This window comes from Streptomyces bohaiensis, assembly GCF_012033785.1.
In the GTDB taxonomy this organism is placed as follows: domain Bacteria; phylum Actinomycetota; class Actinomycetes; order Streptomycetales; family Streptomycetaceae; genus Streptomyces; species Streptomyces bohaiensis.
In genome coordinates this window covers 1-11759 of the sequence record NZ_JAAVJC010000022.1, presented here as the reverse complement: position 1 = coordinate 11759, position 11759 = coordinate 1, and the positions used below count along the sequence as shown (strand labels likewise).

Sequence of the window (11759 nt, the reverse complement as noted above, 5' to 3'; positions counted from 1 at the left end):
ATCTGCCGGACGTTCGAACATCTCCGCGGGTCGTCCGCGATGTTCGATTGACTGCCATCTCGCGCGGCACGTTACCGCACCGCGATCAACCGCCCACCTCGACGCTCTGCCCCGGCGGCCGCCCCGAGGCGCGCTCCGTCTCCAGCGCGCTCTGCAGGATCACCACCGCTGCGGCCTGGTCGATGCGGGAGCGGCCCTTGCGGGAGGAGACACCCGAGGCACGCATCGACTGCGCCGCCGTGACGGTGCTCATACGCTCGTCCACCAGCCGCACCGGCACGGGTGTGACCAGTTTCGCCAACTCCCCGGCGAAATCACGCACCTTGGCCGCTGCCGGTCCCTCCTGGCCGCTCAGGGAACGCGGCAGCCCGACGACGACCTCCAGTGGCTCGTACTCCGCCACGATCGCGCCCAGCCGCCGTAGCGCCGCCTGGCGGTCCTTCCCCGGCACGGTCTCCACCGGCGTGGCGAGCAGTCCGTCGGGATCACTGCTGGCCACGCCGATGCGGGCATCCCCGACATCGACCGCGAGCCGGCGTCCGCGCCGCATCAGGGCCGCCCGCGGACGGCGCGGGCGCACCTCGGCGCAGCCGGGGTGCGCGGGCTCGCACTCACCGCTCCCGCCGTCGCGACTCGATCCCGGGGCGCTCCGCCCGCTCGGGGAGCACCTGCCCGGGGACGACCCCCGGCTCGCCGGGGTCGTGGTGGAGGCCGAGGGCGTCGTTCAGTTCGTCCTCGCGTCGGGCCATCCCCGAGCGCACGTCGAGAGCGAACGCCCGGACGCGGTGTCCGGTGTCCACTGCCCGGTCGGCGGCGCGCTGCGCCAGCGACTCCGGGGCCAGGGACTGGAGCTTGCGGTTGACCTTGGTGGTGGCCCAGACGCCTGCGGCGGCGCCGGCTCCGAACCAGAAGGCACGGCGGAACATGGAAGCGGTTCAGCTCCTCCCGCGCCGGGGGCGGCGCGCACCGGGGACGGTGCGGCCGCGCTCCGTGCGCGATGTGTCGGGTGTGCGGTTGCCGCGGCGGCCGAGCGCCTGCCGGACGCCGTAGCCGAAGGCGGCGACCTTGACCAGCGGGCCGCCGAAGGTGGTGGAGACGGTCGAGGAGAGGGCCGAGGCGTTGGCGGTGACCTCCTGGACGTCGGAGGCGATGGCGTCGACCCGGGCGAGCTGGTTCTGCGCCGTGCGGACCGTCACCGACGCCTCACCGAGGAGCGGGACGGCCTGCTCGGTGACGCTCGTCACCAGCCGCGTCGCGGCCCGGAGCGTCTGGGCCAGTCGCCAGAGGGCGACGGCCAGGAACGACACGAGGATCGCCCAGAACACCGCCACCAGAATGCCGGCCACTTCTCCACCGGACACACCGCACCACTTTTCCTCGGTCGTCACTTCTCCGGAAACTCCCCCGCCCCCGACCGCACGGCGGCGGGACGCGTGCGGAGCCTACCGCGCGGGCGGGCCGCGCCCGCGGCGCGGCGCTCCGCCCGCGGCGCGAGCCGGGCCCGGGTACACCACTGCCGCCCCGCTTCACGCGGGACGGCAGTGGGGATGCCTCGCTCGCCGCCGGCCGGGAGCCGGCGGCGCGGGCGTCAGCGGGCGTAGTACTCGACGACCAGCTGCTCGTCGCAGATCACGGGGATCTCGCGGCGGTTGGGGTCGCGGTCCAGGCGGAAGCCGAGCGCCGGGAGGTTGATCTCCAGGTAGCGCGGGGCCTCGCCCTCACCGGCGTAGCCACCCTCGCGGGCGACCTGGAAGGGGTGCTTCTCGCGGCTGCGCTCGCGGACCTGCACGACGTCGCCCGGGCGGACGCGGAAGGAGGGCTTGTCGACCTTCTTGCCGTTCACCTGGATGTGGCCGTGGACGACCATCTGACGGGCCTGGTAGATGGTCCGGGCGAGACCCGAACGCAGCACCAGGGCGTCGAGGCGGCGCTCGAGCTCGATGAGCAGGGCCTCACCGGTCTTGGCGTCGACCTTGCGCGCGCGGTCATAGGCGCGGACCAGCTGACGCTCGCTGACGTCGTACTGGGCACGCAGCCGCTGCTTCTCCAGCAGACGGACCTTGTAGTCACTGTTCTGCTTGCGGCCCCGGCCGTGCTCCCCGGGCGGGTAAGGGCGCTTCTCGAAGTACTTGACGGCCTTCGGGGTCAGCGCGATGCCGAGAGCACGCGACTTCTTGACCTTGGGACGCGACTGGTTCACGTGGAACGAACCTCCGCAATAAGTTAGGTTAGGCTTACCTTAGTCGGACAGCGCATTACTTCGCCCAGGGAGCCCCATGACGGGTCAGCCGCGTCCCGCAGACGATGTTCGGCAGCCTCATGCCGCCGAGCGCCTGCGCACTCTAGCCGAATCGGATGCCTCTGCGGTAATCAGCATCCCAGGTCCCCGGGCCGGAGGACAAACCGGCCCCCTCCAGATCACCCACGCCGAGACGCGCGCGGTCGACGCGGACGGCACGGTGGTGATGCTGGTCAGCGCCGCGGCGCCCGCCGCCCGCGCGGTGGCCGCCGCCGAACTGACCGCCGTGCACGAGGTCGGCGCAGTGCTGGAGATCACGGATGTCGCGCCGGTGGCCGTCCCGCACCGCATCCGCGGCCGGGGCTGGATCAGCGGCCGCCTCGACGCCGTGCCCCGCACGCGGCACGCCGACACCGCCCGGCTCTTCGGGGGCCGGGTGCCGCTGCGGGACGGCGGCGAGACCTTCCTCCGGCTGGAGCCGGAGGACGCCTGGACCGACGACCTCTGGGGAACCTCCGCGGTCGGCGCCGAGGAGTTCGCGGCCTGCCGACCGGACCCGCTCGCCCGGCACGAGGCAGAACTGCTCCAGCACCTCGCCGGCTCCCACCAGGACCAACTGGAGGCGCTGTGCGCCTTCGTCGGGGAGCGGGACGCGGCCAGCCGGCCGGCGCTGGAGCCCTGGCAGAACGTCGCCCCGGTCGCACTGGACCGCTTCGGCATCCGGCTGCGGTTCTGGCGGCCCGGCGGCCGCGGCTTCGATGCCCGCTTCGACTTCCCCACCCCGGTCGAGGACATCGTCGGGCTCCGGCACGCCATGCACCAGCTCTTCGCCTCGGTGACGCGCTGAGCAAGGGGGACACCGCGTCGGCTCGGCTCGCGGCGTCGGATGCGGTCGGCCGCACGACGGAGGAGCGCCCGCGTACCGCGTGGTGTGCGGGACGTCCCCCACCACGCGGCAGCGGGCCGCGGCCGACGTCGCGGGCCGGCGTGGAGTCCTCGCCACGCCCGGAACGGCGCGGCAGGGGCGGAGACGTCACGGCGCGCCGCCCTGTGACGCCGTCTCAGTCCTCGCCGCTCGTCCCCGGAGCGGCCTGCGCCCCGCTGCCGGAGGGCGCGGCGTCGGCCGCGCCTCCCTCGTCCTCGCGCCCGGCCCGTTCCGGACGCGCCGACCGGCCGGCCAGGCGGTCCCGGACCCGCTCGGCCACCTCCGCGTACCGCGCCTCGGCGCCGTAGCGGGTCGGCCGGTAGTACCGCTTGCCGTGCACCGCGTCGGGCGCGTACTGCTGGGCGGCGATCCCGCCGGGCAGGTCGTGGGGGTACTGGTAGGTGCTGCCGTGCCCGAGCTTCGCCGCGCCTTGGTAGTGCGCGTCCCGCAGGTGCGGCGGCACGGGGCCGGCGGCACCGGCCCGCACGTCGGCCAGCGCCGCGTCGATGGCGAGGTAGGCCGCGTTCGACTTCGGCGCCAGGGCCAGCGCGACCACCGCCTGGCCCAGGACGATGCGTGCCTCCGGGTACCCGATGAGCGCCACCGCCTGCGCGGCGGCGACCGCCGTCGACAGTGCGGTCGGATCAGCCATGCCGATGTCCTCCGAGGCGGAGATCATCAGTCGGCGGGCGACGAACCGGGGGTCCTCCCCCGCCTCGATCATCCGGGCCAGGTAGTGCAGGGCGGCGTCGACGTCCGAACCGCGGATCGACTTGATCAGCGCGCTGGCCACGTCGTAGTGCTGGTCCCCGTCGCGGTCGTAGCGGACCGCGGCACGGTCGACCGCCTGCTCCAGCCGCTCCAGCGTCACCGCGGACTCGCCCGCGTCCAACGCGGCTCCCGTGCCCGCCTCCAGCGCGGTCAGTGCCCGGCGGGCGTCCCCGCCGGCGATGCGCAGCAGGTGGTCCTCGGCGTCCCGGTCCAGCGTCACCACGCCGCCCAGACCGCGTTCGTCGCCGACGGCCCGCCGCAGCAGCCCCCGCAGGTCGTCCTCGGTGAGCGGTTCCAGGGTGAGCAGCAGGGAGCGGGACAGCAGCGGTGAGATCACCGAGAAGTAGGGGTTCTCCGTCGTCGCCGCGATCAGCGTGACCCAGCGGTTCTCCACCGCGGGCAGCAGGGAGTCCTGCTGCGCCTTGGAGAAGCGGTGGATCTCGTCGAGGAAGAGGACGGTGTCCTTGCCGTAGGCGCCGGAGGAGCGGCGGGCGCCGTCGATGACGGCGCGGACCTCCTTGACGCCGGCGGTGATCGCCGAGAGCTCCACGAAGCGGCGGTCGGTCGCCCGGCTGACGACGTGCGCCAGCGTGGTCTTTCCGGTGCCGGGCGGGCCCCACAGGATGACCGAGGCGGGTCCGGCCGGGCCGCCGGCGCCCTCGCCCACCAGCCGGCGCAGCGGTGAGCCGGGGCCGAGCAGGTGGCGCTGGCCCAGCACCTCGTCGAGCGTGCGCGGACGCATCCGCACCGCGAGCGGGCGTCCCGCCGGCTCGCGCTCCTGGCGTTCCTCTGCGGCTGCGGTGAACAGATCGGGCTCCACGGCGGCAACCCTACTCGCGGACGCCGACAGCCCGCCCGCCGAGGGCGGACGGGCCGGCACGGCTCACCGGCCAGGGGGGGCGGTCAGGCCCAGAGGGCGCTGCCCCAGTTGGTGAAGACGAGCATCAGCACGATGCCGACGTGCACCGCCGGGAGCAGCCAGTGGAACTCCAGCACCGTGCGGCGCAGCCCCTCCGGTGCGGGCAGCACGCGGTGCCGCAGGTTGTGGACGGTGGTGTACCAGAACATCACGATGGTCGCGAGCCACGCCAGGCAGCACCAGAGGCACAGCGCCGAGATCACGTAGAGCGACTGGTACATCAGCCAGGTGCAGAAGACGACTCCGAAGAGGGTGCCGCCCTGGAGGCCGAGCCAGAACCAGCGGCGGTAGCGGGCCCCCGCGACCAGGCCCATCCCGATGGCGATGACCGCGCCGTAGGTCACCAGTCCCAGCATCGGGTTGGGGAACCCGAAGACCGAGGCCTGGTCGCTCTGCATGATCGACCCGCAGGAGAGGACGGCGTTGATGCTGCACGCCGGGTCGTACTCGGTGTCCTCCAGCAGGTTGAACTTGTCGATCGTGATGACCCACCCGGCGAGGAGGCCGAGGAAGCCGGTCACCACCAGCAGCCAGGCGAAGGGCCGGCCGGCCCCGATCGGCCCACCCGGCGACGGCTCGGCGGTGTCCGCGTCCGGTTCCTGGTGGGCTGCTGTCGTCGTCATGTGGTGGGCGTCCCGTCATCGGCTCGCGGTGGGGGCCGGACCCCGCGTGCGGAACCCGGCGACAGCCCATTGTGCACGAGCGGTGTCGGTTCCCGATAAGGCCGGACGGACCGGATCTCAGGACCGGCCGAGCCTGCGGAGCAACTCCTCGACCGCGCCGTCGAGCGCCACGGCCGTCTGCTCGCCGCTGGCGAGGTCCTTCAGCTGGAGCTCCCCGGCGGCCAGGTCCCGGTCGCCGGCCACGAGGGCGAACCGGGCGCCGGAGCGGTCGGCGGACTTCATCGCGTTCTTCATGCCCTTGCCCCCGAAGGCGAAGTCGGCGGCGACCCCGGCCCGCCGCACCTCGGTGACCAGCGCGAACAGCGCGCTGCGGGCCGCCTCGCCGATCGGGACCGCGTACACCTCGGTGGTGGGCGGCAGCTCGGGTCCGACGCCCTCGGCGTCCAGCGCCAACACGGTGCGGTCCACGCCGAGCGCCCAGCCGACCGAGGGCAGCGCCGGGCCGCCGATCATCTCGGAGAGGCCGTCGTAGCGGCCGCCGCCGCCGATCGCGGACTGCGCACCGAGCCCGTCGTGAACGAATTCGAACGTAGTACGGGTGTAGTAGTCGAGACCGCGCACGAGACGGGGGTCGTCCTCGAAGGTGACCCCGGCGGCGGCCAGCAGCTCCCGGACCCGCCGGTGGTACGCGGCGCACTCGGCGCAGAGGTGCTCGCTCATCAGCGGCGCGCCCGCCAGTTGCTCGCGGACGGCGGGACGCTTGTCGTCCAGCACCCGCAACGGGTTGATCTCCGCCCGCGCCCGGGTGTCCTCGTCGAGATCGAGACCGCGCAGGAACCCCTGCAGCGCCTCGCGGTAGACCGGGCGGCAGGTGCGGTCGCCGAGGGAGTTGAGGAGCAGCCGCACCTCACGCAGACCGAGCGACCGGTGCGCCTCCACCGCCAGGATGATCAGCTCCGCGTCCAGCGCGGGGTCCTCGGCGCCGACCGCCTCCGCGCCGACCTGCGAGAAGTGCCGGTAGCGGCCCTTCTGGGGGCGCTCGTAGCGGTAGTAGGAGCCGGAGTACCAGAGCTTGACCGGCAGGTTGCCGGACTTGTGCAGGTTGGCCTCCAGCGCTGCCCGCAGCACCGAGGCCGTCCCCTCCGGCCGCAACGCGAGCTCGTCACCGCCGCGGGTGGTGAGCGTGTACATCTCCTTGGTGACGATGTCGGTGGACTCGCCGACACCGCGGGCGAAGAGGCCGACGTGCTCGAAGCCGGGGGTCTCCGCGTAGCCGTACCCCGCGCGGCGCAGCGGCGCGGACATCGCCTCGCGGACCGCGAGGAACCGTGCGGAGTCGGGAGGAAGCAGGTCGTAGGTGCCCTTGGGCGCCCGGAAGGTGTTCACGGTGCGGTCGTCACATTCCTCGTCGGGGGGCGGCGGGCGGTGCTGCGCCGTCCGCCCCGGGGCCTGCGGCCATCCCCTGCAGGAAGGGGTTGGTGGCACGCTCGTGGCCGATGGTGGTCTGGGTGCCGTGCCCGGCGAGCACGACGGTGGCGTCGTCCTGCGTACGGCAGACGCGGTCCAGGGAGCGGAGGATCTCCGCGTGGTCGCCGCCCGGCAAATCGGTGCGGCCGATGGAACCCGCGAAGAGCAGGTCCCCGGTGAACAGGATCGGCGGCACGTCGGCCTGCGCCGCGAGGCCGAAGGTCACGGAGCCGGGGGTGTGGCCGGGGGTGTGCGAGACGACGAACTCCAGGCCCGCGAGGCGCAGCGAGGTGCCGTCCGCGAGCTCCCGCAGGTCGTCGGGTTCCCCGAGGGTCAGGTCGCCCATCAGCTTCTCGCCCAGGCGGCGGCCGAGCGCCTTCTCCGGGTCGCCCAGCATGTAGCGGTCCTCGGGGTGGATCCAGGCGGGGATGTCCCGCGCGCCGCAGAGCGGTGTCACCGAGGCGACGTGGTCGATGTGACCGTGGGTCGCCAGCGCGGCCACCGGCTTGAGTCCGTGCTTCTCCACGGTCTGCGCGACGGCGTCGGCGGCCTGGTGGCCCGGGTCGATGACCACGCACTCCTCGCCGGCGGCGGGGGCGACCAGATAGCAGTTGGTGCCCCAGGCCCCTGCGGGGAAACCGGCGATCAGCATGGCGGTCCCACCTCTCCTCGCGGCTCCGGCTGCGACGGCGCCCCGGGACGGACAGCGTGGCCCTCCCGGCGTGGTCGCCGTGCGTCACCGCACCCTACCGGCGGCCGGGATCACGGCGCCAACCGGTTCGCGGGTCGCCCGGCGGCGTGCGCCCCATGGGGCGACACGGGCCCCGACTGTCCGGACCTGGCGGAAGTTGGGTCCCTGGAGGTGCGGACAGCCGCCCCGCCCGTCGCCTATGTTGGGGCGTGGGGCGGGGCACTGCGTGGTGCGGCCGCCACCGGACGGCACGGCCGACGCGCACGGGCCGCCCGGGCTGGGAACTGTGGACGATGCCACCCGGGCGACGACCGGGCGGGCGTCAAATGGAGGAGGCGCTGTGAGCAGCGATCCGTGGGGTCGAGTGGACGAGACCGGCACCGTGTACGTGCGGACTGCCGACGGGGAGAAGGTCGCCGGCTCCTGGCAGGCGGGCTCGCCGGAGGAGGCCCTGGCGTACTTCGAGCGGAAGTACGAGGGCCTGGTGGTCGAGATCGGGCTGCTGGAGCGCCGGGTGCGGACCACCGACCTGTCCGCGAAGGACGCCACAGCCGCCATCGACCACCTGCGTGAGCAGGTGGACGCCGGTGCGGCGGTGGGCGACCTGGACGCGCTCTCCCGACGGCTCGACACCCTGGTGACGACCGTCGGTGAGCGCCGGGAGCAGCGCAAGGCCGACAAGGCGAAGCAGGCCGAGGAGTCCCGCAAGGCCAAGGAGGCGCTGGTCGCCGAGGCCGAGGAGCTTGCCGCCAGCGAGCAGTGGCGCTCCGCGGGCGAGCGGCTGCGGGCGCTGGTCGACACCTGGAAGGGCCTGCCGCGGCTGGACCGCCGAACCGACGACGAGCTCTGGCACCGGTTCTCGCAGGCCCGGTCGGCGTTCTCCAAGCGCCGCAAGGCCCACTTCGCCTCACTGGACGCGCAGCGAGAGGAGACCAGGCGGCGCAAGGAGAAGCTGATCGCCGAGGCGGAGAAGCTGTCCACCTCCACCGACTGGGCGCCCACTGCCGCCCGCTACCGCGACCTGATGCGGGAGTGGAAGGCCGCCGGGCGGGCGCAGCGGGACGCCGAGGAGGACCTGTGGGCGCGGTTCCGTGCGGCCCAGGACGTCTTCTTCCAGGCGCGCGGCGCGGTCTTCGACGAGCGCGACGCGGAGCAGCGCGAGAACCTGACGCGCAAGGAGGAGCTGGTCACCGAGGCGCAGAAGCTGCTGCCGATCACCGACGTGAAGGCGGCGCGTGCCGCGCTGCGCTCCATCGGGGAGCGGTGGGAGGCCATCGGCCACGTGCCGCGCGACGCCCGCGCCTCGGTGGAGGGCGGCATCCAGGCGGTGGAGCGCGCCGTCGCGGAGGCCGAGGAGGGCGAGTGGCGGCGGACCAACCCCGAGGCACGGGCCCGCGCCGCCGGGCTGACCGGTCAGCTGCAGGAGTCGGTCGACAAGCTCCGCCGCCAGGCGGACCAGGCCCGCGCGGCGGGCAACACGGCCAAGGCGGAGAAGCTGGAGCGTGAGCTGGCCAGCCGTCAGGAGCTGCTGGACCAGGCCCTGAAGGGGCTCCGGGAGTTCGGCGGCTGAGGCCGGCCGTCCCGGCCGACGGGCCGGTGGCGTCGCGGTGGATCCGCGTCGCCACCGGCCCGTCGTCGTGGGCGGTGGTGGTGCCCGCCCGATGCCCTCACCCGCCGCGGCGGGCGGAGGTGACGCGGTAGACGTCGTAGACACCCTCGACGCCGCGCACCGCGCGCAGCACGTGCCCCAGGTGCTTGGCGTCGCCCATCTCGAAGGTGAAGCGGGAGATGGCCACCCGGTCGCGCGAGGTCTGCACCGCCGCGGAGAGAATGTTGACGTGCTGGTCGGAGAGGATCCGGGTCACGTCGGACAGCAGCCGGGAGCGGTCCAGCGCCTCGACCTGGATGGCGACCAGGAAGACCGAGGACTGGGTGGGCGCCCACTCGACCTCCAGCATCCGCTCCGGCTCGCGGGAGAGCGCGTCGACGTTGACGCAGTCGGCCCGGTGGACGGAGACGCCGCTGCCGCGGGTGACGAACCCGATGATGGGATCGCCCGGCACCGGGGTGCAGCAGCGGGCCAGTTTGACCCAGACGTCGTCGGTGCCCTTGACCACCACACCGGGGTCACCGCTGCTGCGGCGCCGGCCCAGCGAGGCGGGTACCGGCGGCGCGGTCTCCGCCACGTCCTCGTTGGCGGCCTCCTCGCCTCCGACGGCCTGGACCAGCTTCTGCACGACGCTCTGGGCCGAGACGTGGTTCTCGCCGATCGCCGCGTAGAGCGAGGAGATGTCGGGGTAGCGCATCTCGTGGGCGAGGGTGACCAGGGAGTCGCCGGTCAGTATGTGCTGGATGGGCAGGTTCTGCTTGCGCATCGCCCGGACGATGGCGTCCTTGCCCTGCTCGATCGCCTCGTCGCGCCGCTCCCGGGAGAACCAGCCGCGGATCTTGTTGCGGGCGCGGGGTGACTTGACGAAGCCCAGCCAGTCCCGGGAAGGGCCGGCGCCGGACGCCTTGGAGGTGAAGACCTCGACGGTGTCGCCGTTGTCGAGGGTCGACTCCAGCGGCACGAGCCGGCCGTTGACCTTGGCCCCTATGGTGCGGTGCCCGACCTCGGTGTGGACGGCGTAGGCGAAGTCGACCGGGGTGGCCCCGGCCGGCAGCGCGATGACGTCTCCCTTGGGGGTGAAGACGAAGACCTCGTTGCGGGAGAGGTCGAACCGCAGCGACTCCAGGAACTCGCCGGGGTCCTCGGTCTCCTTCTGCCAGTCGAGCAGCTGCCGCAGCCAGGCCATGTCGTTGACCGCCTCGCCCGCCTTCTCCCCCTTGCGGGCGGGGGCGTCGCTGCGGACCTTGGAGGCGCCGGCGACGGCCTGCTGCTTGTACTTCCAGTGCGCCGCGATGCCGTACTCGGCGCGGCGGTGCATGTCGAAGGTGCGGATCTGCAGCTCGACCGGTTTGCCGCCCGGCCCTATCACCGTGGTGTGCAGCGACTGGTACATGTTGAACTTGGGCATCGCGATGTAGTCCTTGAACCGCCCCGGGACCGGGTTCCACCGCGCGTGGACGGTGCCCAGCGCGCCGTAGCAGTCGCGGACCGAGTCGACGAGGACCCGGATGCCCACCAGGTCGTAGATCTCCGCGAAGTCCCGGCCGCGGACGATCATCTTCTGGTACACGCTGTAGTAGTGCTTGGGCCGCCCGGTGACGGTCGCCTTGATCCGGGCGCCGCGCAGGTCGCCGAGCACCTCGTCGATGACCGTCGCCAGGTACTCGTCGCGCTTGGGGGCGCGTTCGGCGACGAGGCGGACGATCTCGTCGTACATCTTGGGGTAGAGGATGGCGAAGGCCAGGTCCTCCAGCTCCCACTTGATGGTGTTCATGCCCAGGCGGTGGGCGAGCGGCGCGTAGATCTCCAGCGTCTCGCGGGCCTTCTGCTCCTGCTTCTCCCGTTTCAGGAACCGCATGGTGCGCATGTTGTGCAGCCGGTCGGCCAGCTTGATCACCAGGACCCGGGGGTCCTTGGCCATCGCGACGACCATCTTGCGGACGGTCTCCGCCTGCGCGGCCTCGCCGAACTTGACCTTGTCCAGCTTGGTGACCCCGTCCACCAGCAGCGCGACCTGGTCGCCGAAGTCGCGGCGCAGCGTGTCCAGGCCGTACTCGGTGTCCTCGACGGTGTCGTGCAGCAGGCCCGCCATCAGGGTGGCGGGGTCCATCCCCAGCTCGGCCAGGATGGTGGTCACGGCCAGGGGGTGGGTGATGTAGGGGTCGCCGCTCTTGCGCTTCTGCCCGCGGTGCCAGCGCTCGGCGACCTGGTAGGCCCGCTCCAGCTGGCGCAGCACGGCGGTGTCGGCCTTGGGGTCGTTGGCACGGACCACCCGCAGGAGGGGTTCGAGCACGGGGTTGTACGGGGTGGAGCGCTGTACGCCAAGTCGGGCGAGGCGGGCACGGACCCGGTTGGAGGAGCCGGAGCGGCCGGAGATGCCGGAGACCGGCGGCTGCGACGCCGGGGCGGACGCCGGGGGCGCGGAGGACGTGGGCGCGGGCGACGGCGTGTCCCCGGCGCGGGTGCCGATCGCGGTGGCACCGCCGGAGGCGCGGGCGGCGTCCCGGTCCGCGCC

The 11759-nt window shown here is 73.2% G+C and carries 11 protein-coding genes; 2 read left to right on the top strand and 9 right to left on the bottom strand.

Annotated features, from left to right (window positions below):
- Positions 1 to 85 precede the first annotated feature (85 nt).
- The 4 genes from ruvX to rpsD form a co-directional block, all read right to left on the bottom strand.
- On the bottom strand, positions 86 to 550 hold the full coding sequence (gene ruvX / locus HCN52_RS05150; protein ID WP_168087171.1) for a Holliday junction resolvase RuvX: 465 nt from the start codon (positions 548 to 550) through the stop codon (positions 86 to 88).
- Between the two features lie 61 nt (positions 551 to 611).
- Positions 612 to 926, bottom strand: a complete 315-nt coding sequence (locus tag HCN52_RS05145) for a DUF6167 family protein (RefSeq protein WP_168087170.1) — start codon at positions 924 to 926, stop codon at positions 612 to 614.
- 9 nt (positions 927 to 935) lie between these two features.
- On the bottom strand, positions 936 to 1361 hold the full coding sequence (locus HCN52_RS05140; RefSeq protein WP_168087189.1) for a DUF948 domain-containing protein: 426 nt from the start codon (positions 1359 to 1361) through the stop codon (positions 936 to 938).
- Positions 1362 to 1588: 227 nt separating this feature from the next.
- The gene (rpsD, locus tag HCN52_RS05135; protein WP_167968762.1) at positions 1589 to 2200 is read right to left on the bottom strand and encodes a 30S ribosomal protein S4; all 612 of its coding nucleotides are present in this window, start codon (positions 2198 to 2200) and stop codon (positions 1589 to 1591) included.
- A gap of 265 nt (positions 2201 to 2465) precedes the next feature.
- On the opposite strand from rpsD, the gene HCN52_RS05130 reads away from it, so the two are divergent.
- Positions 2466 to 3086, top strand: coding sequence for a DUF2470 domain-containing protein (locus HCN52_RS05130; RefSeq protein ID WP_245174882.1), 621 nt, complete (start codon positions 2466 to 2468; stop codon positions 3084 to 3086).
- Positions 3087 to 3300: 214 nt separating this feature from the next.
- On the opposite strand, the gene HCN52_RS05125 is transcribed toward HCN52_RS05130, so the two are convergent.
- The 4 genes from HCN52_RS05125 to HCN52_RS05110 form a co-directional block, all read right to left on the bottom strand.
- Positions 3301 to 4755, bottom strand: coding sequence for a replication-associated recombination protein A (locus HCN52_RS05125; protein WP_168087168.1), 1455 nt, complete (start codon positions 4753 to 4755; stop codon positions 3301 to 3303).
- A gap of 83 nt (positions 4756 to 4838) precedes the next feature.
- Positions 4839 to 5477 (bottom strand): vitamin K epoxide reductase family protein, encoded by a 639-nt coding sequence (locus HCN52_RS05120; RefSeq protein WP_168087167.1) that lies wholly within the window; start codon positions 5475 to 5477, stop codon positions 4839 to 4841.
- Between the two features lie 117 nt (positions 5478 to 5594).
- A complete protein-coding gene (gene hisS, locus HCN52_RS05115) occupies positions 5595 to 6863 on the bottom strand; it encodes a histidine--tRNA ligase (protein WP_168087166.1) in 1269 nt (422 codons plus the stop codon).
- A 10-nt stretch (positions 6864 to 6873) separates the two neighbouring features.
- On the bottom strand, positions 6874 to 7596 hold the full coding sequence (locus HCN52_RS05110) for an MBL fold metallo-hydrolase (RefSeq protein WP_168087165.1): 723 nt from the start codon (positions 7594 to 7596) through the stop codon (positions 6874 to 6876).
- Positions 7597 to 7975: 379 nt separating this feature from the next.
- On the opposite strand from HCN52_RS05110, the gene HCN52_RS05105 reads away from it, so the two are divergent.
- Complete coding sequence (locus HCN52_RS05105; protein ID WP_168087164.1) at positions 7976 to 9205, top strand: DUF349 domain-containing protein; 1230 nt, start codon at positions 7976 to 7978, stop codon at positions 9203 to 9205.
- A 97-nt stretch (positions 9206 to 9302) separates the two neighbouring features.
- On the opposite strand, the gene HCN52_RS05100 is transcribed toward HCN52_RS05105, so the two are convergent.
- Positions 9303 to 11714, bottom strand: a complete 2412-nt coding sequence (locus tag HCN52_RS05100) for a RelA/SpoT family protein (protein WP_312876549.1) — start codon at positions 11712 to 11714, stop codon at positions 9303 to 9305.
- Between the last annotated feature and the right edge of the window lie 45 nt (positions 11715 to 11759).